This is a genomic window from Paenibacillus sp. FJAT-27812, from assembly GCF_001273905.1.
Taxonomy (GTDB): Bacteria; Bacillota; Bacilli; order Paenibacillales; family Paenibacillaceae; genus Pristimantibacillus.
Map to the genome: position 1 here is coordinate 1,757,407 of NZ_LIGH01000001.1, position 25,312 is coordinate 1,782,718.

Sequence of the window (25,312 nt, forward strand, 5' to 3'; positions counted from 1 at the left end):
GTAAAACCTATGTCATCATTCCTTTACAGAACCGACCATTGCGCCTTTCGCAAAATGCTTCTGCAAGAATGGGTACACCAGCATAATTGGAATCGTTGCGATCACGACTGCAGCCATTTTCAATGTTTCGGTTGGCATCTGTCTGTTCATCTGGCTAGCTACCTTTGCTTCTCCACCACCTCCCATCGTAGTGGGATCAACGAGCATATTTTGCAGAAGAACCTGCAGCGGCCACTTCGTTTGCTCGTTAATAAACATAATTCCGTTAAAATACGTATTCCAATAAGCTACGGCAAAAAACAACCCAAAGGCGACGAGTGCGGGCATAGACAGCGGAATAATAATGCGCCAGAATACGCCGATCTCGGTAGCTCCGTCGATGCGAGCCGCCTCTTCCAAGCTATCCGGAATACTGTCGAAAAATCCTTTCATCAAGAGCACATACCATCCGCTTGTCAAAGACGATAAAATAAGCGACCAAATACTATCGATAAGCCCGAGATTGCGAACGACCATATACAGCGGTACGAGACCCGGTGTGAATAAAAAGGTTAGCAGAATCATGAACATCATCGTTTTACGGAAACGAAGACGTCTGCAGGATATGGCATATGCCAATCCTCCTGTAACCAGCAGGCTTAGCGCTGTGCCTACCGTAGCCAGAAAAACGCTGATCAATAAGGAATTCATGAATAATCCGTTATCAAGCAAGTATTTATATGCATCGAGCGACCATTCTTTCGGCCATAATATCAAATCTCTCGTGTAATACTCCGTTGGAGCCGTGAATGAAAGTACGATTGTATAATAGATCGGGAAGATCATGGCTAAGCTAAATAGGATGAGAATACCGCCATTCGTAATCCCAAATATACGGTCCTTCCAAATCATGTTCGTTTTCATAATCCGATGTCTCTCCCTTCGCAGCCCCAATTAATATAAGCTTTCGTCGCCGAACCGTTTAGCAACCTTATTTGCCGCCACGACTAGAACCACGCCAATAACGGATTTGAATAAACCGATCGCTGTACTATAGCTGAACTCGCCTTGCCGTATCCCCACGCGGTATACGTAGGTGTCGAACACTTCAGCAACTTGAGTTACGGCAGCGTTCATCATCAGGTATACTTGCTCAAAGCCCGTATCCATAATGGTCCCCAAGCGCAAAATGAATAGAATGATAATGACGTTTCTCATTGCGGGTAAAGTAATATGCCACATCCTGCGGAATCGGCCTGCTCCATCCATTACAGCCGCTTCATACTGCTGTGGATCAACACCTGCAATCGTTGCGAGGAATATAATCGTCCCCCACCCTACTTCCTTCCAAATCGATTGTGCCGTCAGCAGCCCCCAGAAATAATTCGGATTGGACAAAATATCAATGGTGTCCTTATCTAGTGCTGCGAGCAGCTTATTAAATAGGCCTTCCGATTGGGAAAACATTAAATAGGTGAGCCCATAGATCAAAACCCAAGATAAAAAATGAGGAATATATATGAGTGATTGAACCATCCGCTTCATCACTTGATTCCGTACTTCATTCATCATAAGCGCCAATATAATCGGAGCCGGAAAGAAAAAGACAAGGTTCATGACGCTTATGCCCAGCGTGTTCCGCATCAATATCCAGAAGTCAGGATTGGAAAAAAATCGCGTGAAATGTTCAAACCCGACCCATTCGCTTCCCCAAACCCCTAAGTAAGGCGAATAATCCTGAAATGCAATAATTAGATTCGTAATCGGAATATATTTAAAAATAATAAAAAATAAGATGCCCGGGAGAGCCAATAAATACAAATACCGATCCCGCTTTAAATCCGGCCATAGCGATCGTTTTCTTTTTTTAATCATTTTGTTTTTCGATGGTCGAGACGACAAGCTTTTGCCCCGAAATGCTGCTTCCGTATTAGGCGTTCGCATCGGTCTACCTCGCTTTCTTCTATCCATAATTTGTCCATGCCACTAGCTTAGAACACCGTTGATCGATAAGAAGAAAGTAACCGTTGCTAACATTTCATGCAATTCGACTTTTTTTCCGCTGCTATAAAGATGGTATTTACTAGAATCGAGGACCTCGAACACCCTATAGAATATGGGTTTGTCCTATTCATTTCCATAGATTGCACTATTTTTACGACGATCCTCTATCTATCAAAGTTAATTTTTTGAAAATGTATTTCTTTTCATATGAACGCTATTTCGCTATGATGGATAACAACATCATTTCTTAACACCATAGATTATCTTTATGATATTCGAATCAGGAGTGAGGTAAATGAAAGCACCATGGGCAAGAAAACGATCCTCAAAAGGAATCATGTATTGGAAACTTAGCGCGCTATCCATACTCCTCACCTGCCTTCCTATCACCATTGTCAGTGCCATCAACTGGAATGTCGGAAATCAGTACCTGATTAAGCAATATCAGCATAATAACGAACAGCTGCTCAAGGACACTTCGAGGCAGATTGATGATCAAATCACTCAGCTTATCCAATACTCCCTACATATGATTGCGAACCCGATATTCAAATCCTCTATTGCCAGCATGAATTTTGTTAATGAATTTGAAACGACACACGAACTTAGCGATACGCTGGATTTCATTGAAAATGGCTACCCGCTTATCGATCAAGCCTATTTATATATTGAAAGCCAGAATAAGGTGATGCAATCGACACTAGGATTACGGTCGCTTGACAGCTCTGCTGCTTCTTCAGCTTGGAAAAGCATAATGAGCGAAGATAAAGGCATATTCTGGACGAATAAACTTGTCCGGCCCTTTAATAGAGACGACACGAAAAACGCGATTGTGATGAAATTACCTTTCAATAGCCAAAAGCCATTTGGTGCCCTTGTTCTATATGTGAATCCGTCCAAATTCCATCTCAATTCGAATTCCGAACAAATTTCCTATGTCCTTGATGGGGAGGATACTCTAATCGGGCAATCCGATGCGAGCAAGGAATACCCAAATGCGCTGCCTGGAATACAAAAGTTTTTAAGCGAAAACGTTCGATCGTATGATAGCGAGTTCCATTTTAGGCTCCCTGTCGACAACGATGTCATGCTGATGAATACACTATCTTTTTGGAAATTGGGCAGTATTTGGACTTACGTCTCTGGAACACCCGCATCCGCTATCACGGCGCCTAATCAACCCTATAAGCAGGTTGTACTGATCTACTGGGCTATTTCACTGCTTATCGCACTTGGAGTAAGCTGGTTTGCCTCACACCGCATGTACAAGCCTATCCGCAAAATAGTAGATTTGTTCAAAGAAGAAAAAACAAAAGACCCCTCCCAATACAATGAGATCGAATATATCGAAGAGAAATGGAAGCAGCACAGATTCGCTGCTGAATCTTTACAAAACCAATTGAACACTTCCATTCCGAAGGTTAGGGAAGCGTTTATCAATCAATTTGTCTCGGGGCAAGCTACGCATTTGACCGAATCGGAAATAAAGGAAAAGCTGCTCGCTCTGCAGCTCGACATCACCGATCAACATTTTTCAGTCATTATATGCCAGCCTTATACGCTTAGCCGAGATAGCGGGCAACTTACAGCAAAGGACGATCAGCTGCTTACGTATGCTTCCATCAATGTTTTGCAACAACTCTCTGAACCTGTGACCTCATATATGCATACGATTAATTTCATGGACAGCTCCTTCGCTATGATCTTGTTCTATCCGGCGTCCTCGTCCTCTGACGAGCTGAAGAAGCAGCTGATGCAATTAAGCACAGATATGATTCATACTTTGCGTGATGTATTGAGCATGAAGGCAACCATCATTATAAACGGCCCCACCCGCTCATGGTCTAACGTTCCTTTTTTACTAGAACAGGCTAAAATAGCGCTTAATTACCGCAGCTTTATTTCTGACAGTCAGCTATTAGACGCTGAGCTCGTATTGGAGCAAGTGAATATGCAAAGCGAATTCCCTTTAGAGCTGGAGCAGGAATTTACCCATACGCTCAACCTTGGACTCGAAGAAGAGTCTGTCGAGATCTTAACGAGATTAGTTATGGCACTGCAAAATGGCGATGCTCCTGAATGGGTCGTCCATCAAGTGCTGATGCGTCTAAAAAATAACCTGTACCGTGTCATGCTTCAATCCGGCCATAATCCCTACGCGCTGTACGACGGGGTCAAATTGCAAAAGGAATTGAAGGCACTTCATGATTCAAACGCTTGTATTCATTGGTTTCGCACGAATATCATTAAGCCCTATATCGAAATATTGAATAAAAGCTATCATCATTCCATTAAACATGTCGTTGACCACATCATTACAACCATTAATGAAAACTATATGAGTGATCTCTCGCTCGAAACATTCGCTTCTGAGGCTAAAGTGAGCATATCCCAGCTAAGTAAGGCATTCAGGCAGATGACCGGCACGAACTATATTGATTACTTAACCTCTGTTAAAATAAATCATTGCAAACAGCTCCTCATCACTACCGATATGAAAATACATGAAATTGCGAAATGCGTAGGCTATCAGCCTCCCTATTTCAACCGGATGTTCAAGCGGCTTGAAGACCTAACTCCGGGGCAATTCCGCGAACAGTTTAAATAGCGGCCCTCTTATTAGCAAAAAAGATCGCATTCTCCTAGCCCCGCACGGCTAGGGGAGGAATGCGATCTTTCTCATGTTCGGTGCGGTGTCTGTCATCACTTAAGCAAGCTTAAGAAGCAGACCATTCCGCGCAGATATACTGCCGTGAATGGTCTGCCCATGTCATCTATTCGATGCCTTCCTCTTTTGCCTTCGCGTTTACTTCCTCAATCATCTTGTCGAGACCCTTGGCCTTGTAGCCGTCTACAACCTTTTTCCAGGACTGCTCCGCCGAATCCTTCGACAGCATGATGTTCAACAAATCATCGTGATCAAACACTGTAAATTTATCCTTGGCAGGCGTCGACATGTAAGTCAGGCGAATATCATAGTCAGGAATTTTGGTGTTATTCATAATCCAGTCGATATAATTGACCGCTTCCTGCCTAATATCTTCATTTGAAATAATGGGACTGTTCATATCGTAGTTGCTGGCCGTTTCATAGGCAACTAGGTCCTTCAAGAAACCGATAGCAGGGTATTTCTCGATGCGCGGCCTATTATCCAAAATAACCTTTTTGTCTCCCTCTACCTTGTAATCTACGCCTTCAATGCCGTAAGTGAGCAAAGCTTTGCCTTCTGGAGAGAGCACATAATCGTACAGCGCCAAAATACGGTCAAGCTTCTTCGGATCAATCTTTCCGCTGAAGTAGCTTTCGGACCAATAGGTTTTGAAGATTGCATGGCTGCGCTCCCCGTCCGGTCCAACTAGCGGCTTCAGCACCTTTACGCTATCAAGAATATTGACGTTTGGATTGCTGTTAGCCCAGCGCTTGGTGTAAATATGCTGATCCAGGTTCATAAATCCGCCGCCTGCAATCATCGCTGCTGCTTTGCCTGAAGCGAATTTGTCGTAAGCGGTATCCGGGCTGGTTAAGGCGATGTCAGGATCAATCAGATTATGGTCATACATATCCTTCATGTTCTGAATGGCTGGCAGTGCATTTTTGGAGAAGACCGCCGGAATAAACTTGCCATCCTCCTTGATCCACTTAAAATCCGCGCCGCTGCCATCGCTAGTCGCTACAGGGTTGCCGTACAGCCAAAACAGGCCGCCGATCATTTTCACCTGAGAAGCCGTTAGGCCCGTAATCTTCTTGCCCTCTGGATCGGCCTTAACGATGGCATCAAGCATCGCCTTGAACTCGTCCCATGTCTCCGGCTCTTTCGTAATGCCAGCCTTCTGCGCCAAATCCCACCGATAATAGACTAAGCGGTCAAGCGCGCTCCAGTCCACGCTTGGGAACATCCTTCTAGGGATCGTATAGTGCTTGCCGTCAACCGCCAAGCCCTTAATGTCCGGCGCCTCAAAGTATGCTGCCAGGTTCGGATATTTGGTCAAATCCGGCAGCGAAGCGACAACGCCTTGACTAACCCACTTCCGTTGATATTGCGTGCCGACTGCATCTATTGCGAATACGTCCGGGAGCTGTCCCGAAGCAGCCCACATCTGGATTTTTTGAGCATAGTCATCCCATGTTGTATTTACCGGTTTAATCTTAATGTTGAATTTCTTCAAAATTTGTTGCATGATGGGGTCTTTATCCATCTTCGCTACTTCCGCTTCCACGTCCCAGAAAGCGATGGAGATTTCCATTGGATCCTTGTAGGGGTTGTCATCTGCGGCAGTATCCGTGTTATTGGCTGCATTCGCCGCCGGGCTCTCTGCTGCCTTCTCGTTACCGCTGCTGCATGCCGCGAGCAAGCCTGCAAAGAGAGATAAGCATGCAAGGATAACGCCAGCCTTCTTCAATCTTTTCATTGTTGAATCCTCCCTTTTTTGTCATTGTGAAGCTTTCTTTAAATTAGGACAAGCATCTATTTGATATTTCCTTATCCTTTGATGGAGCCCACCATAATGCCTTTATTAAAGTGCTTCTGCAGGAAAGGATAGACCATAAGTATCGGAACGCAAGTAATAACGATAGTAGCCATCTGCAGGGCAGGCGTATAAACTTTGCTGGAGCTGTCGGTTGCCATTTGCTCCGCCAGCGTATTAAGCAATTGATTGGATGTAATGAGCGTCTCCCGCAAATAAATTTGCAAAGGCGTCTTGGCTGAATCGCTGATGAAGATGAGCGCGTACCACCACTCGTTCCACCGCTCTACCGCAAAGAACAAGCCGAAGGTAGCGATAAACGGCGCTGAGATCGGCAAAATGATTTTAAGCAAAATGTACAGGTCATTCGCTCCGTCCAGCTTCGCCGATTCCTCCAAGCTCTCTGGGAGCGTGCCAAAGTAGTTTTTCATAATAATAAGATAGAAAGTGTTGAGGCCTGCCGGTATGATCATAACGAAGATGCTGTTGACAAGGCCAAGCGCCTTAATAATGAGATAGAATGGAATAAGTCCCCCGTTAAAAAACATCGTGAACAAAATAAGCGTAAGCATCCCGTTCCGGCCGGGCATTCCTTTCTTGGAGAGCGCGTAGGCTCCCGCCACCGATATGCTCATGCTGAACAGCACGCCCACAACGGTTATAAATATGGAATTTGTCATAGAGCTCCAAAACTTCGCATCAGACAAAATGACTTTGTAAGCCGACAAGTCAAAGGACAAGGGCAGCAAATAAAGATTGTACTGGCTTATGACATCGAATTTGGCGAAGGAAATAATGAGCACGTTATAGAATGGGAAAAAAGTGACAATGGACAATAGCGAAAGCAGAATATAAACGACTAAGTCGAAGGTGCTTATTTTTTTTCTTTTTCTCGTATGCGAAAGCTTCATCTGATTACCTCCCATGCACGATTAATATAGTCCTTCTTCGCCCATTCGCTTCACAACGGTATTGGCAACCGCCAGAAGCACTAAGCTAATGACGGACTTGATTAATCCCGCCGCTGTCATATAGCCAAAGTCTCCGCCTACCTGGAACGATGTTCGGTAAATGTAAGTATCGATCACGTCAGACACGGAATAGACGGGTGAACTGTACAGGTTGAAAATTTGGTCAAAGCTTGCGCCTTGCGTCAGCAATTGGCCCACATGCAAAATAAGCAAAATGGCTACGGTGCTCTTCATGCCCGGCCATGCGATATGAAGCAGCCGTTGGAAACGACCCGCTCCATCCATCTCGGCGGCTTCGTACAGCTCGGGGTTAATGCCCGCCAACGCGGCTAAGTAGATGATGGAGTCCCAACCGACTTCCCGCCATACATGCGTAATATAGAGCATGGGACGGAATGACGAAGCGCTCGTAAGCGGTGAAATGGACTCATAGCCAAACAGCATAATGATTTGGTTCACGGCACCGTCGCGGCTTAAAATAATGGATATAATGCCCGCCAGCACGACCCATGAAATAAAATGTGGGAAAGTAAGTACCGTTTGGAAGAAGCGCCTCGCCTTTTTCCTCGAAAATTCATTTAGCAAAATCGCGAGTATGATCGGCGCGGGAAAATGAATGAGGAGCTTCATTAGGCTGATAATCATCGTATTTTTGAATGCCGTATGGAAGTCTGCGTCCGTCAAGAGCGTTCGAAAATGTTCGATTCCAATCCATGGACTGCCGAGTATGCCTCCGCTGTAATCAAATGTCTTGAATGCCAGCGTAACGCCGTACATCGGTGCGTAGCTGAATATCGCATACCAGACCATCACAGGAAGCACCATAAGATAAAAATATTTGTACTGAAGCATCGTCTTCCACAGCTTCTTCTTTGGTTTGTAAGCATTTGCAGCGCTCTGCATAAGAAGTCACTCCTTGCTCTATTAAATTTGCGCAAACTCGGGAATCCATTCGCTCTTTTAAGTATAGTAAGGTCGGCGAAGGCGGAGTATAGACATTACTAGCCTTGTATGTGGACTCCTTCATGCAAGTGCTCTCATTTATTTTCAATCATAAAATAAGACATAGCGGCAATGGTTTTGTACATATTCCGATATATAAAACGAGGAGGGCTGTCGTTCGAAGACATGAAAAAATAGCGGTACAGGGTCTATTCCTGTACCGCTATTTTCTATTCTGGTCTATGGCTGCTTGCTTCCTGAGAATGTGGGATACTCCTGTGCGTGCAATGGCCCGCCTTCCTTCATTACCGTCCATAACGGGTCGGTGTCGCTCTCCATCGAGGACATCATCTCGTCATGCCAATCGCTTAGCAGATAGACGGCTTCCTTGCATACATCCCGCAACTCCTCTGCCAGATTGCGCTGCTCATAGGGATCGTCCTTTAGATGGAACAGCATCTCCTTCGGAAATCCATGGTGACCGTCATGATAAGAGCGGATGTACAGCCAATCCTGGAACCTGACGCTTCGCTGGCACACATGGGCGCATTGCGACAGTACCAAATAATCTCTACCCTCATCCATTCCCTCCGTAATGCTCTCCATATAGCTTCGTCCATCCCATCGGTCAGGACGCGCTGCTCCGACTAAATCCGCCAGCGTCGGAGCGAGATCGAGATGGTAATGCAGCCCTTCGTTCTTGATTCCCTTTGCTCCCCCCGGCCAGCGGAATATCATCGGAATCCGGCAAGTGCCCTGATCCGCCGTGCCGTGTTCAGAATAAATGCCAAGCTCGCCAAGATTCTCGCCATGATCCGCACTGATGAGAATAGCCGTATCCTCCAAAATGCCCAGCTGCTCAAGCTTTGACAGCACCTGCCCAATATGATCATCCATATACCGAATCGCGCTGTCGTAATTGTCGATGATATGCCTTAGATCGCCATAGTTCTCTACTGGCTGCCCGTGTCTGGGCCACTTGCTGTAATGCGACTTTGCAAGCCGGTTCATATCCGAAATGCTGTGCTGCCCTTCCTTCAGCAGATGGGATTGGAATACGTCCTCCGTCAGCCACTCCGGAAGAGGGTCCTCCCGGAAGGGATACCCATATGTCTCAGGCACCCGGTACGGCGTATGCGGGTCCCAGAAGTTCAAATGCAGAAACCACTGATCCAAGCTTCCATTATCATCCAGCCACTTTAATGCGGTAGGAAGCACTTGATGTGCCGATTCGATCCCGTTTTCTCCAATATTATGAACCTCATGAAATCCGGCATTAAATGTCCATGCGGAATGCCTGTCAGCAAATGTGCTGATCGTTGCCGCCTTGTAGCCCGCTTTCCGCAATACGCCGGGGAGACTCTCCCACTTAAGCCGATCCTCGAAGCCCCGGCTCGGTCCCTCCCGCCTCATATCCGCCGCTGTGCCGCCATGACCCGCAATGCCGGTATGGATGCCGAATCTGCCTGACATCAAAGCTGATCTCGAAGGAAGACATGGCGCGTCCGAGCAATAATAGTTAGTAAAAACCACTCCCTCTTCCGCTATACGATCAATATTGGGAGATGTGTTACGGTGATACCCGTAGCAGCCCAAATGATCGGGACGGAGAGAGTCTAGATCGAGATAAACAATTCTCATCGCGGACAGCCTCTCTTTCCATTAATTCATCATTCCGCACCTTTGTAATGATCAAACTATCGCAGCTAGGCGTCACTTGCATGCTGAACTGCTTCCCTTTCCCTTTACCTATCATCCATATTATAATTTGTAAATAGTTTGGCTAAGTATAGAAAAAAGCGTTAAATTCATTGTTGTTTATTATGAAAGTGCATTCATTTAGATTAAATCTTGGTTTTGTACATATTAATCATATTTTTTTCTATACGAATACATGAATACTATCGCTACGATTGCTGTAAAGGGGGCATTACGATGTACAAAGCGGTCATTGTGGATGACGAACGATGGATTGTCGAGGGCATAAAGGCAGGAGTACGCTGGGAAAAGTACGGCTTTCAGGTTGCTGGCGAAGCCGAGAACGGGCAAGAAGGTCTGAAACTAATCGAGGCGCTGCAGCCAGAATTTGTGCTGACCGATATTAAGATGCCCCTTGTCAACGGGCTTGAGCTGATCAAGCGGGGAAAGGACTTGTCGCCACGCACTCATTTTGCGGTGCTGAGCGGGCATGCGGAATTTGCTTACGCCCAGAAGGCGCTGAATTACGGAACGTTCGGCTACTGCCTTAAACCTTTTGAAATCGAGGAAATTGAAGCTTTGCTCTGCAGGCTCTCGCAGGTGCTCAAGCAGCAGCCACAGGCAGAACCGCAATACGACTCCCAGGAGCTGTATGAAGTGCTCTGCTCTGGGAATGAAGAGCTCCTTAAAGAGAAACTTACTGTTGTCGGCTTGCCTATAAGCACAGAGCTCCCCGTCACACCCATTGTCATACAAGGCTATCCGCTACTTCCATACTCGGGAGATATTCACCATGTCCGCTTTCGCATGAACAAGCGAAGGGTAGGCTACTTCGTGTACAGCCATCTAACGAACCATTTCTTGGGTTCGCTTAACTTGTCCGGGAACAGCATCGATTACAGCATCGGCACCGGTCCTTCCACTTCCCGTCCTTCCGAGCTTGAGGCATCGCTGGAAGCGGCGTCCATAGCGTCTTACGGCTACTTCTCAACAGGCAAGAGCGGCATCTACCATCCCGCTTCCGCTGAGGAATCACCTATCGACTCCATTCTAACGGAGCTGACTGAGGCTCTAGCCCAGAAGGACCGCGTACGATTCGTATCCGTCATGGAATCCTGCAGGCCGATGTTCCAACATTTTAAGCTGACCATTAAGGATGCATATCTCATTTTCAATACGGTCATGTACCTTTTCTCGAGAGAAGGGGCAGCGGCGCAAACCCGGTTTCTGGAGGGTTATGACCAGCTCTATTATGACTATGGCCAAGCCCATGCGATGATTGATTATCTTATCAAGCAAACGTTAAAGCATTTTTCGGATGAGCTTTCCTTACGACTCGCAGGCGTAACGCATAGTCGCATCAAGGAAATATTGTTTTTTATCCATAATCATTTTAATCAGGAAATGTCCATTCAAAGCCTTTCAGAGAAATTTTTCTTAAGCCCTACTTATTTGTCCCAGCTGTTCAAGAAAGAAGTCGGAGAAAACTTCGTGGAATATTTGTCCCGCCAGCGCATCCAATATGCTTGCAAGCTGCTCGCCGAGACAGATATGACGGTTAGCCAGATTGGCGAGAAATGCGGCTTCAATGACTATTTTTACTTTACGCGAATCTTTAAACGGCTAAATAGCATGACGCCTACACAATACCGGGGCTCGCAATGAAATCCTTTAAAAAATGGTCCATTCGGACGCAGGTGCTGACCATTGGAGCGATTATTCTAGCCATTATCCCGCTTGTCATTATTTTGACGTATCGTCAATCCAGTGCAATCATCGTCAACCAAAACACGCAGTACAACATGGAAATGGTATCCAGTCTTCAGCAACGGGTCTCCGACAGCTACGCTAGAATTTCCGGCATCTTGATTAATCTGGGCTACGATACAACCGTCCAAGACTTTCTGGTGGAGAGCGATAGCCTAAGGATCTACGAGCTGTCGAAGAAGGTACAGAGCTTGATGGGGGTAATCAAAAGCACCAACCCCGACATTGTCGACGTCGTCATTATGAACAATTCCGGCAAGCATACGTCTCTGCAGGGCAGAATCAGCATCGTGAATGACATGGTGGGTGAGCTGGCGGAGAAGCAAGGCGAGGTCTATTATGGCGGCTTTAAGCAAGCAGGCCCTTTCATCTTGCGGGACTCATTTCTCTTCGGCATGAATCTATACGCTTCTCGCAACACGTACCAATACGGAGAAAAAATAGGCTTCATTGCGGTTGTTCTGGATGCCAAGTCCATTCAGCTTGAAATCGAGAAGTTTCCAAGGCTGTCCGGCACAAGCTTCTACCTTAGAACGAATAATGAGCTGGTGTACGCAAATGCGAGCGGGCAGGAGCTTAATCTAGACGAGACAAGGCTGACTCTCTATTCCGGCTTTGGCGAGAGCGCTGTCATGGAGAAGATTGACGGTAAGTCCTATGCTATTCAATCGTTTCCCTTACCAGAGATCAAAGGCAACATTATTTCGGCGGTGCCCATCAAAAACCTGATTAAAGAGCTAGAGGGACTGAAGCGAACCAGCTACTTGATGCTAATCATTACGCTTCTTCTCATTACGATACCGTATTACGTGCTTATAATGAATTTATTGCGGCCTCTTGGAAAGCTAATCGCGTTCATGAAGCGGCTGAAGAGCGGTAATCTGGACTTGCTGCATACGAAGGTAGAGCTGGAGGGCTACGCTGAAATGGAGGTTATTTCCACTCAATTCAACACCATGTTGAACCGCATCAACGACCTGACCGAGCAGCTTCTGGAGACGACGGGTGAGCTGTATCAAGCCGATATCGAGCGGCAGCGCGCCGAAATGTCGTTTCTGCAGAGCCAGATCAAGCCGCATTTTCTCAGCAATACGCTGGATGCTATTAAGGGAATCGCAATTGTTAAGGGAAATAATGAAATTTACGAAATGGCCTCGGCCTTAAGCCGGATGCTGCGTTATAGCATCAAAGGCGCCAATGAAGTGACGCTGCAGGAGGAGATTAGAATTGTCGACTCTTACATTACGATCCATCAGGGGAGGTTTCCAGGAAGAATTCAGTACGAGCAATACATTTCGGAGGAGCTGAGCGAGATTCTCATTCCGAAAATGATTATTCAACCGATTGTCGAAAATGCGCTGACTCACGGGCTGGAGCCGTCTGAAAGCGGGGGCAAAGTTATCATCCAGACAGAGATCTATGATGCTCGTCACATAGAGATCATGGTGACGGACAATGGCGTCGGCATGGAGCCGCAACGGCTGAAGCAAGTGAGAAATGCCCTTATCTCCAAGGACCCCGCGGCCAATCAGCATATCGGGATGAAAAATGTAAATGATCGAATTCGCCTCCATTACGGAGAGGGAGCCGGGATCACCATTAATAGCTGGCTTGGAAGCGGCACCGTCGTCCGGGTGCGGCTTCCTGTGCCGACTAATTTTAACTATCGCTTATGAAAGATGCTGACGCTCGAAAGCATGAACTCCTTACATTTTAAAATGACTAAGCTGCTCTTTCGAAATATTCGTCATATGAAGCAATTCATCCGCAGACTCTAATAACGTTTTCATCAACCCTGCCTGAGCAGTCACCGATGCAGATGCGTAATTGGTATTTTCAGCAGATTGTTTGGCAATATCCGCTACTTCATGGACGGATGCGGTGACCTGCTCTGAGCTTGCTGAGATTTGCTCCGTTAAATTCGTTACCTGCTGCACTTGATCTACTAATTTCTGAGATGACGCCAGTATTCCTGTAAAGATGTCATTTGCGCTATTGATCGTTTCGATTCCTTTGTCAACCTCGATTTTCTCGCTTGTCATGGATGCGCCTAAACGATTAATCTTTTCCGTAATCGCTGTTAATTTGTCTGATATATCATCTGTAGAGAGCTTAGACTGGCTGGCTAGCTTCTGAATTTCTGAAGCGACTACTGCAAAGCCTCTCCCATGCTCCCCAGCACGCGCAGCCTCTATGGAAGCGTTCAGCGCGAGTATGTTTGTTTGAGCCGAGATTTTTGCTATTATGGCAACCATGCCTTGTACCTGTTCGGATTGGCTCGTTAGGAATTCTACTAACTCACCAGAGCTCATAACGGAATCATTAATTTTGTTCATCTGGTTGAAAGCATCTTCAATCGCAAGCTGGCCCTGAACAGCCTGTTGATGTGAATGAGACGATTCATTAAGAACATCTTGAGCGGATTCAACTATGCGCTGAATATTAATCGCAATTTCATTCATGGCCGTCGAGCTTTCTTCCGAATTGATGAATTGCGTTTGCGTTCCACTGCTTAACTCGACCATCTTACTATTGATATTATCCATTTCCGCTACGGATTGCGTGATCGCCTTCGTTAATTCGGATGAGGATAGAGATACTTTACTGCTCGTAGCTTTGCTTGCGCTGATCATATTTCTAAACTCATTGATAACTGTATTGATAGGCTTAACGATGTCCCCAACTTCATCTTTCGTATAGGGAACAAGCCGATTGGTTAAGTCACCTTGGCTAACTTGAATGAGAGACGTATTTATATAGGCAATCGACTTCTTGACGGAAATATAAAAGCCAATAAAAATATATAATAAAATGATAAATCCAATCATAACGGCGATATTAAATATCATTGCTTTATTCTCATAGGCGTCTACTCTATTCTTGATTAACCCATCCAATAACGTTAACTCCAAATGATATAGCTCTGAATTATTTTGAATAAATGCCGTAGCTATTTGAAAATATTCACTCGCCGGAAGCTCCAGTGCTGCTGCATTCAGCAGCTCTTTATTAACGAGCCCAGTAAATTTGTCCCTTTCCTCTTCGAGCTTTATTCTAGATGCTTCAAGCTCCGTACTTAATGAAGGATTTTGTTCGATGACCGATTTGATCCCGTTGCTAATATCATTCGTGGAATAGCTCAGCAGCGAAGTCAAAGACAATAGCTGATCACGCTGCTCCTGGGTCATCGACTTAACCGTCAAATATTCTGCCCCTAAATCACGGATTTGCGCAAGCTTTTCCGTTGCAAAAGGGATTTTGTTAATGACCCCATCCATCAAATAGTAGCTGTCCAGATCGGGATCAAGAATTAAATTCGAGGAGTCTCCAACCTTTGCAATAAGCTTGATGCCCCGGTCAATTAAGCGGGTGTAGCTTTCCGAATCGGTTGTGCTTATATTTTGCCAATCGCCGTGCATGTCACGCAAAGCACCTTCAACCTTTAATTTTTTTCCCAGCTTATCCTCTACTGCAAAAGCCTGTTGAAAGGCTTGTTCTATCTCACCATTATTTTCGTCTATTTGTTCTTTTACAGAAGCGTCATTATGGAATGAATAGATATGATATAATCCTCGGCTTTGCTGCATTTTCGTTATTACTACTTGCAGGGGAGATATGTATGCTACGCCAATTCTCTCTTTCGCATTAAATGAAATTAGATCACTAGATTGGCCCTGATACATATATGACATCACTACCATTGGAATAAAAATCAACAAACCGATAACGATAAACTTATACACATACCTCAGCCTTCGTATTAATTGCTCAGACAACCAAAATAAGTTCATATAACACTTCCTTCTACTCGTGATGGACTCTTTATTGTATTTCGGCATTTGTTCCAAAAATATTTCTACAAATTTCGATAAAATCCTTTTTATGGCTAAAAAAATCCGGTTCTTCTGCACTAAGGCAAAAGAACCGGATTTTTTATCGTTAAGAACCGGTCGCCGTATTCTAAGCTCAGCCAGAAGCGATCAACTGCGCATAGAAAAGCCGCTTCATCCCTATGAAGCGGCCGCAAAGCTTGTTTTATTCAATTGATTAAGAATTAAAATTTTGAGCGTTGCCTTTGCCTCTTTGAGCAGCCGTCACCATGATTAAAATTGCCGAAACCAGATGCAGAACCCATCCCAGGAAAGGGATCCACGCTAGCAGTGAAGTTACGATGCCCACCGCCGAACCGTACTTAGGCTCATTGTTTTTGCTGGAAAGTACAAAGGCAACAATATGTAAGATTAACATAACGCCCAAAGCTGAATACCAGCTTGAGATAACGATTGAACCACCGATAATTGGAATAGCCAAAATAAGTTCCAATATTCCCGTTATCCATTTCAAAATTCTAGATCCTGTAAAAATAATACGCCTCCTTGGGTAATCTTTCCTACACATTGTAACAAATTCGACAAATTTATTATAGCCTTTTTTTCATATTTATGTACTCATTTCCATTTTGGCGCATGAAGAAAGAGAGCACCTCACGAGAGGCGCTCTCTTCCATCCAAACTATATTCTGCTCTTCTTGGAAAAGACCGTTGGCGACGTTTCCTCCCCGACCAGCTTATTGCCGCGTGTGACGTATACCTCTTTATCGAGAATGACGTTATCCAGCGAGGAGTCCTCTTCGATCACGCATTTTTGCATTAAAATGCTGTTTCGCACGACCGCCCCTTTCCCAATTCGAACGCCCCGGAACAAAATGCTGTTTTCCACTGTTCCTTCAATAATACAGCCGTTAGCCACCTGTGAATTCGTTACGACAGCGCTATTCGCATATCTGGCTGGCGGTTCATCCTTAATCTTGGTGTAGATCACGCCAGGCTGGTAGAAGAGGGACTTCCATACTTCCGGATTCAGCAGCTCCTTGCTGTATTTGTAATAGTTTTGAACGGAATTGATGACGGCCAGATACCCTTTGTACTCATACCCATACACTTTTAATACACTTAAGTTCCGAATAATGACATGCCGCACCAGATCATAGTAGTTTTGATTCACGCTTTTTTTGACTAGCTCCATGAGCAGCTCTTTCTTAATGATGATCATCCGCATATAGGCTTTGTTGCTCTTTTTTGTCTGGCGGTTCTCCGTCATGCGGACAACCCGTCCGTCCTCGGCTAAATCCAGCGTGATCAGGTTAGAAAAATCCTCGCTTCCTTCGTCCATTTCCTTATAGATAACGGTGATATCCGCATTGGTCCTTTGGTGGTTCTCCACCGCCTCGGTATAGTTGATATTGCAGATCATATGGCTGCTCGATACAACAACAAATTCCTCCGTGCTGCGGTTAAAATATTCCAGAGAGCCGTAAAAATTTTGCAAATCGCCGTTAAAGCCCGGGACGTTGCTATTGTTGGGCGGCAAAATGAACAGCCCTCTGTACTTTCGATCCAAGTCCCATTCTTTCCCCGAACCCAAATGGTCGATGATGGAACGGTAATTGTTATGGGCGAGCACCGCCACATTGTTAATTCCCGAATTCACCATGTTGGATAATACGAAGTCTATTAACCGATATCTGCCGCCGAAGGGAACCGTGGCCGTAGCCCGCGAGTAAGTCAATTCATGCAGCAGCGGCTGGTTGATGCTGAGATTGATGACACCTAACACATTATTCATCGCATTCACTCCTATATCAATTGAGAAGAGATGACCATGTTCTCGCCAATTAAAGTGATTTCCGCCGATTCGTCCGGGCTACCGACAGATGCGCCGTCTTGGATGACGGTACCCGAGCCGATGATCGCTTTATGGATAGTGACGTTTTTTCCGATTTGGGCGTACGGCATAATGACCGAATCCTTGATCCGGCTGCCTTCACCGACATGAACACCGTAAAAGAGTACAGAATGGTCAACTTCCCCAAATACCATACATCCTTCATTTACTAAAGAGCCTGTAACCTTGCCGGTAGATGCGATATGATGCGGGGGCTTGTTGGGGTTCTTCGCGTAAATCCGCCACTTCGGGTCGTGGAGCGTAAACGGCGGATTTTCCAAGAGCAGATCCATATGTGCTTCCCATAAGCTTTCGACGGTTCCGACATCTTTCCAGTAATCGTTAAAGCGGTAAACAAAAAGCGACTGGTCGCTATCCAGCATCGACGGAATAATGTCTTTGCCAAAGTCGTTGCTTGAGGTTGGATCCTCGGCATCGGCAATTAATTTCTTTTTGAGCACATCCCATGTGAAAATATAAACGCCCATGGAGGCCAGATTATTTTTGGGCAGCTTGGGCTTCTCTTCAAACTCAATAATCCGGTCTTCCTTATCTACATCCATAATGCCGAACCGGCTGGCTTCTTGCAGAGGCACCTCAATAACCGCGATAGTGGCATCGGCTTGTGTTTCTTTATGCTGTTGAAGCATGAGCGCGTAATTCATCTTGTATACATGATCGCCGGAAATGACCAGCACGTATTCGGGATCATACTGCTCAAGATAGTGGATATTTTGGTAGATTGCATGTGCCGTTCCTTTATACCAGCTGCCACCTCTTTGTTCCATAAAAGGGGGGAGGACGGTGACACCGCCGTTTTTACGGTCCAAATCCCATGAGCTGCCGATCCCTATGTAGGCATTCAAAACCATCGGCTGGTACTGCGTCAGTACCCCAACCGTGTGAATGCCTGAATTACTGCAATTGCTTAACGGAAAATCGATGATCCGGTACTTCCCGCCAAAAGGTACAGCAGGCTTTGCCAATTTAGATGTCAAATGGCCTAATCTTTTACCTTCACCGCCTGCAAGCAGCATAGCTACACACTCTTTTTTCTGCATTCGGCACTCTCCCCACTGTTAAAAATTTTGCCGTTGATAATAGATAGAATTTTCTGATAATTAAAATTTCACCTCTTTTTTCATTGCTTATCCGGCCCGCGCATATGGCAATGTAAGCGTATACATTGTTGTAAAAATTATAATACTCTGTTGATTAAAGGAAGTCAACAGATGCCCTTTTCATCCTAAACAGATAATTCCGCAGCAATCGAGGGGGTTCTGTACGCCGTACTTGCAGAACGTTTGCTTTTGTTGAACGATACGTTTTGTTGTTGTTGCTGCCCTTGTGAAAGAAGTCGCATTGGCACACAATGGCTCGTTTTCCAGCGAATGCTGCAGCTAAGGCTTAATCGTTATGCGGAAAATATTTTTTTCGTAAAGCGTTCAAAAAAAGCCGCTCAGTCTCGATAACTGAGCGGTTCTCATTCTACCCACTGTGTTCCTTCTCATTACGCGTGCCTTCCGCAATCATCGTACGGTTTCTACCGGCATGCTTCGCCTTGTATAACGCCTGATCGGCTAACACAAACAGCTCGTCCGCGTTGCCAGACTGCAATGGAAATTGTGCAACGCCGAGCGAAATGGTTACTTTCTGCTTCAAATGGCTCTCGCTGCTTTCCATCGTTGTACGGATTCGTTCGGAAATGTCATACGCATCGCTCACAGTCGCAGAAGGCAAAAGAACAACAAATTCTTCGCCCCCATAACGGCTGCATAAGTCGCCCGGCCTTGCGGTTGACTTCACGATATTGGCTAAGTGCTGCAGTACTTTGTCACCCTCCTGGTGCCCAAAGGTATCGTTAATGAGCTTGAAACGATCGATATCGAGGAGGATGATGGCATATGGCTTTAGCTCCTCCGTCCACTGCTTCATCCTGCTCTCCATCGTTCTTCGATTGCTCAGACCCGTTAACGCGTCAGTCATAGCAGCCTGTGTTAATTGGTCGGTCTGCAGCTTAATGCCGTCAAACGCAAGAACAACCGCTTTGTTTAGCAAATCGGCTTCTCTGTTCCAGTGCTGCTTGAGATCTGGCCGCCTTTCTTCCTTCTGCCCGATATTGCCGACGATGTTAGCCAGCGTTTCAAAAGGACTTGCTAAACGTCTTGCCAGCGCGATCGTTACCAGCAACAATAAAAGAACTTCCTTGGCCGCATCCGTCAAAATCCGCTCGCCCGCTGTCCCTATCGAGGAAGGCGAAACCGCGAGAATGAGTCCGGAGGAATCAACCAGCGCAATCGAATTAAAGTATGTGCTGCTCGTGCGAATCAAATTAAGGTGGCTCTGCGTATCCTCTGCATGAAGCGAGGGGTTGGCGGCATAGAAATCGGCTGCGTTTTTAAGGCTGCTGCGCATGGATTTAAACAAGGAGTCCATCGTTTGGCTCATTTTCGACGCGTTTGACAGATTTAGAGTAAGAGTCGTTTCATATAACGACTTTTTTTTTGAATGATACGACGCGATTAGTAATATTGTTAACGTAAGCAGAACCGAAATCGAGACTAGTCCAGTCAGGAGCGTAGCCAAGCTAATTTTATTCTTTTTTATCTCTTTAATGATGCGTAGTGAAGACATATGGCTCCCCCTTTAACAAATAACCATTTCATAGCTGACAAAGGCGGCTTTGTTTCACATAACAACCCCTTTATAGTTCATAAGTCATATATTACCATGCGCTCAACGAGGCGTCTTTATATTTTAATAGAATGGGAATGGAATTAATACTTATATGAATGGAAGTTTTAGGGGCCGCTACTGTTTCGGGGATTCGTCACATAATTTAGAACAACGACCTGAATAAACAAGGATGTGAAAACCATGTTCGATCATTCAACATCGGCACGTTATTTGAAGAGACCTAATTTTCTTGTCTTCCTTGTGGATGAAGAACGTTATCCTCCGGTTTATGAAACGCCTGAAATAAAAGAATGGCGGAAACAAAGCCTTCTTGCGCAGGAGCAACTAAAATCCCATGGCATGTCGTTTCACAGACATTATACGGGAAGCATCGCCTGCTGTCCTAGCCGCGCTACGCTGTTCACCGGTCATTATCCCTCGCTCCACGGGGTCAGTCAGACCATAGGAATTGCGAAAGACGCCTTTGACTCCGATATGTATTGGCTGGATAGAAACACCGTGCCTACGATGGGCGATTATTTTCGCGAGGCTGGATATCAGACTTACTATACAGGAAAATGGCATATCTCCCATGAAGATATCGTCGTTCCCGGCACCCATCATAGCGTCCCCAGCTATCATCCGTTAACGGGCGTGCCCGATAGGCAATTGGAGGCATTATATGCTCGCGCTAATCGCTTAGACAAGTTTGGCTTCTCTGGCTGGATCGGTCCAGATCCGATCGGAAGGAACCCGCGCAATTCAGCATCCTCCGCTGCTATTGGGTTAAGCGGAAGAGATGAGGTTTACGCGGATGAGGCTATTCATTTAATTGAGTCGCTAAGCCGCCAAAAGAATCACGATCACAATGCTCCGCCTTGGCTAGTCGTATCTTCTTTCGTAAACCCGCATGACATTGCTTTGTATGGCGATCTTACCGCGCAGCTTCCTTATTTCAGGTTTGAGGTTGAGCCTATGCCTGCCGTTTCCCCTCCTCCAACCCGAGACGAATCGCTGCTCACGAAGCCGCGCTGTCAAGCCAGCTATCGCGATATCTATCCGAAAGCCTTACAGCCTATCACCGACGAGCCATTTTACCGTCAACTCTATTACCAGCTGCAGAAAAACGCCGACCGCCAAATGTTAAAGGTATTTGAGGCGCTAACCCGCTCCCCGCTCTATGACAATACCATTGTCATCTTTACATCCGATCATGGGGACCTGCTCGGCGCGCACGGAAATCTCCATCGAAAATGGTACTGCGCCTACGAAGAATCTTTGCATGTTCCATTTGTTATCCATAATAAGCATCTATTTCCTCAGCCTAAGCAGTCGCATTCGTTAACTAGCCATGTCGATCTCCTGCCTACGATGCTTGGACTCGCGAATGCCAATATGGCTGAGCTTAATAGCCGCATGCAGGACAGATTTAGCGATGCCCGTCCCTTGGTAGGACGTAATCTTGCTCCCCTTATTCTGGGGAAGAGCGATGCCGGATGGCCGGATGAACCCGTTTATTTTATGTCCGACGATGATGTTACCCGGGGCCAGCATCAGGTGAACCCGCTAGGAAAGAGCTACCACTCCGTCATTCAGCCTAACCACATCGAGACCGTCATTGCAGCCATTCCAAACCGCAACACGAAGCAATTGTGGAAGTTCTCCCGTTATTTTGATAACAAGCAATTTTGGAGCTCACCGGGGATAGAGGCTGTAACCTGCCAACCAGTAGATGCTGGCGCCACCGAGCAATGGGCATCAGATAAGAAAACGGAGCCGGTACAAGAAGAGTATGAGCTGTACAATTTAACGGATGACCCATTGGAAGCACGCAACCTTGCCTATCCCGCATTTGCAACCTCTTATACTAGAGGCATCCAACAGCAGATGATGCGCATGCTCGAAGAGCAGCGGAAGCAAAAACGGTTATACCCGCTTCACATAGGCATCAATTGAATCACAAACTCCTATCCTGTATTAGCCTAATATGTCCACACCCCCAGCGGCTGATCGCAATAATATACCTCTAAGAAGCATTTTAGGATTAGGGTGGGTGGTACTTTTATGATTTATACAGCTCTAGGAGATTCCATTACGTTCGGGGAAAATGCCTCTTCTTGGGCAAAAGCCTATCCTCAGCTAGCCGTATCAGCTTTAAACTCGCGATCACGCTCCCGTAAGTTTACAGGGTATGTAATCGCTCGTCCCGGCTGGAGCAGCAATAATCTATTAAATGCGGTAATCGGGCAGGGCTCCCCCATTATCAGTCAATCTGATGCGGTTTCCATATGGATTGGAGGAGTAGATTTAGCGAATGCCGCACTGTATTCGCTTAAGACCCAGCAGCCCATAGCGGTAAAGCAAAGTATAGCCAATTACAGCCGAAATTTAAGCGCTATGCTAGCCCATATCAGAAATAGAAGCCATGCCCAGATCGTTTGCTGCACGCAGTATAATCCGTTTCCGAACAGTCCTCTTGCGATTGAATCGATAGACCGGTTAAACCAAACGACGTACGAGGTTGCCCAAAGCTATCGTGCAAAGGTGGCGCCTGCTCATGCGTGGTTTGAAGGGAAACAAGCCGATCTTATTTACGGTTACCGAAAAGGAAAAATGGAAGATGCATTAAGCGGGTTTCTGCCTATTCATCCCAATGATTCGGGACATCGCGTAATTGCAACGGGATTAACCCCTTATCTTATTCCTCGCAATTAGTTGCGCTGCAGCGTTTCCGGCTAGGGAAGGCTGCTTTCTTGCATCCTCCCCTAATAAGCGGCAGACAGCTTTTGACATGGCTTGCATTGAACTGAAATCTTACGCTGTCTTTGCATTTTGATGTGGATTAGACAGACGAGCCCGGGGACGATGATGAAGCCAATAATACACGGCAACCGACAGCAGCGTAATGAGCGCTGCGACCACATACATCATCCGGTAATCCGTGTAGGATGCAATCATTCCCATGAAATAGGAGCCAAGCCCATAACCCAAGTCAAACAGCAAGAAGAAGGTTCCCGTTGCGCTCCCCCTCCGATGCTCGGGGACAAGCTTCATGGCAAGTGCCTGAAAACAAGGGATGAGCGCTCCGTAACCTATTCCCATAATGACAGCAGCCGCCAGCACCATCCCTCCGGAATGGGCTTGGCTTAACAAGAGCATGCCGACCGCAAATAATAAAATGCCCGGATAATATAAATAATGCTCTTTATATTTATCAAATACTTTTCCAATAAACGGACGGAACACTACAATCATAATGGCAAAAACGACAAAAAATGTACCCGTAACCGCTGACTGATGAATCTCAGAGGCAAACGATGAAAAAAATCCGGATAACGAGCTATAAGCGAATGCAAGAATAAATCCCGCTAATGAAATCGGCAGCGCCTTCGGTTCGAGAAAATCGCTCCAATGCATGCCCTTCCTTTTTTCCAAGGGCTGTTCGAACGCAGCCGTCTCTGAAGCACTCGTCCTTTGCAGCTGCGGCACACGCATGCCAATCGTGAACAACAGCGAGAGCGCTGCAATCACGCAAACGGCGAGCAGCAGTATATTAATGTTTTTGTCCTTCCATAGAAACAGCCCGAGAGCGGGCCCAACAACCATGGAAATGCTCATAAACATACTATAATAGCCCATTCCTTCCCCTTGGCGCGAATTAGGAACGAGCGCGGAAGCAACCGTGCTCATCGCCGTCGAGGCTACCGCATAACTCATGCCGTGAACAAGCCGAATAACTAAGAACAGAAAAATCCCCTTCGTGCCGAAATAACATACGCAAGCGATTAGAAATAGGACCATTCCTATAACCGCCATTTTCTTTTTGCCGAAGCGGTCCACCCATCCTCCCGAGAAGGGCCGGATCAAGACGCTGCCAATGACATAAATCGTAATGGATAACCCCATCTGCTGCTGACTTCCGTTCAAACTATCCTTCACATATAACGGAAATGCTGTCGCAAGAATATAGAAGGTGAGAAACATAAAAAAGCTGCTCATGCATAAAACCACAAAATTTTTCGTCCAAATTCTCTCTCTAATCAACATACTCTCTCCATTCTCCGTAAAAACTTGCCTGTATGTTGAACTATTATAAAATCAAAAGCTTATAATGAATAATACATATTTTATAATGAAACCATCATATGAAAGCTATGAATGAAACGAGGCTTACGAATGGAATTTCTTCAACTCAAATATTTTCAAGCGGTAGCACGGCTGGAGCACATAACGAAAGCAGCCAAGCAATTGAACGTGTCCCAGCCATCACTTAGCAACTCGATCCAGCGTTTAGAGAGGAAGCTAGGCGTTCCCTTATTCGAGCGGCAAGGCAGGCAGATTCAATTGAATGCATTCGGTAAAACCTATCTCAAACGGGTCGAGCAAGCATTTTTGGAGCTGGAGGAAGGCGAGCGGGAGATTGCCGATATGGCTGGCCTTGACCATGGCGTGTTATCGATTTCCGTGACGCTTCCGTATGTGCTGCCAACGCTCCTCAAAGAATTTCTTACCCTCTACCCGCATATTCGGATTATTCAGCGTCAGCTGGGATCTGTCCATGAGATGAGAACTGAGCTGGAGAACGCCGATATCGATTTCTGCATTTCTACGACTCCAATTACCGGGCAAACCATCGAATGGCTGCCGCTCGTGAAAGAGGAGTTATGTTTAACGGTGCCGAAAGGGCATCGTTTTGCCGATAGGGAAAGCATTTCTTTAATTGAAGCGGCAAACGAGCCCTTCATCTCCTTATCCTCTCGATCCAATTTTCGCGAAATTACCGATGGATTTTGCCGCCAAGCCGGCTTTGAGCCCAATATTGCATTCGAGCTTGAAGAAGTCAGCGCTATACAAACGTTGGTCGAAATGGGGCTGGGCATCACCTTCACCCTGCCACTCGCGTTAGGAAAAAGAGCCTCAAGCCCGGAAACCGTCCAGCTAAAAATTACAGAGCCGCTATGTCAACGCACCTTCGGGATTGCCTGGAATAAGAAACATTACCTATCCCAGGCCGCTATTCATTTCCGCCAGTTCGTGATTGATTTCTTCGGTAAGGATTAGTATGGCATGACTCTTAGGCAGGGC

At 46.0% G+C, this 25,312-nt stretch carries 18 protein-coding genes; 6 read left to right on the forward strand and 12 right to left on the reverse strand.

The features are described from left to right. Window positions 1-15: 15 nt before the first annotated feature. Together ADU23_RS07440 and ADU23_RS07445 are read right to left on the reverse strand one after the other, a co-directional pair. Window positions 16-903: a carbohydrate ABC transporter permease gene (locus tag ADU23_RS07440; protein ID WP_141680397.1), complete on the reverse strand. Its 888-nt coding sequence runs from the start codon at window positions 901-903 to the stop codon at window positions 16-18. A 30-nt stretch (window positions 904-933) separates the two neighbouring features. Continuing rightward, window positions 934-1,923 (reverse strand): ABC transporter permease, encoded by a 990-nt coding sequence (locus tag ADU23_RS07445; protein ID WP_157265681.1) that lies wholly within the window; start codon window positions 1,921-1,923, stop codon window positions 934-936. A 355-nt stretch (window positions 1,924-2,278) separates the two neighbouring features. Between ADU23_RS07445 and ADU23_RS07450 the strand changes: the two genes are divergently transcribed. Then, complete coding sequence (locus ADU23_RS07450; RefSeq protein ID WP_053373164.1) at window positions 2,279-4,591, forward strand: helix-turn-helix transcriptional regulator; 2,313 nt, start codon at window positions 2,279-2,281, stop codon at window positions 4,589-4,591. 166 nt (window positions 4,592-4,757) lie between these two features. Here ADU23_RS07450 and ADU23_RS07455 read toward each other — a convergent pair whose 3' ends face one another. The 4 genes from ADU23_RS07455 to ADU23_RS07470 form a co-directional block, all read right to left on the reverse strand. Beyond that, entirely contained in the window at window positions 4,758-6,392 is a 1,635-nt protein-coding gene (locus ADU23_RS07455) for an extracellular solute-binding protein (RefSeq protein WP_053373165.1), read from the reverse strand. 71 nt (window positions 6,393-6,463) lie between these two features. Continuing rightward, a complete protein-coding gene (locus tag ADU23_RS07460) occupies window positions 6,464-7,360 on the reverse strand; it encodes a carbohydrate ABC transporter permease (protein WP_053373166.1) in 897 nt (298 codons plus the stop codon). Window positions 7,361-7,381: 21 nt separating this feature from the next. Next, window positions 7,382-8,323, reverse strand: a complete 942-nt coding sequence (locus tag ADU23_RS07465; protein WP_053373167.1) for an ABC transporter permease — start codon at window positions 8,321-8,323, stop codon at window positions 7,382-7,384. Window positions 8,324-8,602: 279 nt separating this feature from the next. After that, complete coding sequence (locus tag ADU23_RS07470; RefSeq protein ID WP_053373168.1) at window positions 8,603-10,003, reverse strand: sulfatase family protein; 1,401 nt, start codon at window positions 10,001-10,003, stop codon at window positions 8,603-8,605. A gap of 294 nt (window positions 10,004-10,297) precedes the next feature. Here ADU23_RS07470 and ADU23_RS07475 point away from each other — a divergent pair, with 294 nt between their 5' ends. Further along, window positions 10,298-11,725 carry a response regulator transcription factor gene (locus ADU23_RS07475; protein WP_053373169.1) on the forward strand — a complete coding sequence of 476 codons (1,428 nt, stop codon included), beginning with the start codon at window positions 10,298-10,300 and terminating at the stop codon, window positions 11,723-11,725. Beyond that, window positions 11,722-13,503, forward strand: coding sequence for a sensor histidine kinase (locus ADU23_RS07480; protein ID WP_053373170.1), 1,782 nt, complete (start codon window positions 11,722-11,724; stop codon window positions 13,501-13,503). The genes ADU23_RS07475 and ADU23_RS07480 overlap by 4 nt, the downstream gene beginning before the upstream one ends. Before the next feature lie 30 nt (window positions 13,504-13,533). On the opposite strand, the gene ADU23_RS07485 is transcribed toward ADU23_RS07480, so the two are convergent. The 5 genes from ADU23_RS07485 to ADU23_RS07510 all read right to left on the reverse strand — a co-directional run bounded on the left by ADU23_RS07485 (window position 13,534) and on the right by ADU23_RS07510 (window position 20,185). Next, on the reverse strand, window positions 13,534-15,618 hold the full coding sequence (locus ADU23_RS07485; protein ID WP_053373171.1) for a methyl-accepting chemotaxis protein: 2,085 nt from the start codon (window positions 15,616-15,618) through the stop codon (window positions 13,534-13,536). A 256-nt stretch (window positions 15,619-15,874) separates the two neighbouring features. Continuing rightward, window positions 15,875-16,225, reverse strand: coding sequence for a hypothetical protein (locus tag ADU23_RS07495; protein WP_053373173.1), 351 nt, complete (start codon window positions 16,223-16,225; stop codon window positions 15,875-15,877). A 114-nt stretch (window positions 16,226-16,339) separates the two neighbouring features. Next, entirely contained in the window at window positions 16,340-17,452 is a 1,113-nt protein-coding gene (gene glgD / locus ADU23_RS07500; protein ID WP_053373174.1) for a glucose-1-phosphate adenylyltransferase subunit GlgD, read from the reverse strand. Between the two features lie 11 nt (window positions 17,453-17,463). Further along, window positions 17,464-18,612 (reverse strand): glucose-1-phosphate adenylyltransferase, encoded by a 1,149-nt coding sequence (locus ADU23_RS07505; RefSeq protein WP_053373175.1) that lies wholly within the window; start codon window positions 18,610-18,612, stop codon window positions 17,464-17,466. A gap of 427 nt (window positions 18,613-19,039) precedes the next feature. Further along, window positions 19,040-20,185 (reverse strand): GGDEF domain-containing protein, encoded by a 1,146-nt coding sequence (locus tag ADU23_RS07510; protein ID WP_053373176.1) that lies wholly within the window; start codon window positions 20,183-20,185, stop codon window positions 19,040-19,042. 243 nt (window positions 20,186-20,428) lie between these two features. Here ADU23_RS07510 and ADU23_RS07515 point away from each other — a divergent pair, with 243 nt between their 5' ends. Together ADU23_RS07515 and ADU23_RS07520 are read left to right on the forward strand one after the other, a co-directional pair. Continuing rightward, the gene (locus ADU23_RS07515) at window positions 20,429-22,183 is read left to right on the forward strand and encodes a sulfatase-like hydrolase/transferase (RefSeq protein WP_053373177.1); all 1,755 of its coding nucleotides are present in this window, start codon (window positions 20,429-20,431) and stop codon (window positions 22,181-22,183) included. Between the two features lie 108 nt (window positions 22,184-22,291). Beyond that, on the forward strand, window positions 22,292-22,942 hold the full coding sequence (locus tag ADU23_RS07520) for an SGNH/GDSL hydrolase family protein (RefSeq protein WP_053373178.1): 651 nt from the start codon (window positions 22,292-22,294) through the stop codon (window positions 22,940-22,942). 99 nt (window positions 22,943-23,041) lie between these two features. Here the strand turns inward: ADU23_RS07520 and ADU23_RS07525 are convergent, their stop codons facing one another. Then, window positions 23,042-24,274: an MFS transporter gene (locus ADU23_RS07525; protein WP_053373179.1), complete on the reverse strand. Its 1,233-nt coding sequence runs from the start codon at window positions 24,272-24,274 to the stop codon at window positions 23,042-23,044. A 129-nt stretch (window positions 24,275-24,403) separates the two neighbouring features. Between ADU23_RS07525 and ADU23_RS07530 the strand changes: the two genes are divergently transcribed. Beyond that, the gene (locus tag ADU23_RS07530; RefSeq protein ID WP_053373180.1) at window positions 24,404-25,288 is read left to right on the forward strand and encodes a LysR family transcriptional regulator; all 885 of its coding nucleotides are present in this window, start codon (window positions 24,404-24,406) and stop codon (window positions 25,286-25,288) included. Window positions 25,289-25,312 lie beyond the last annotated feature (24 nt).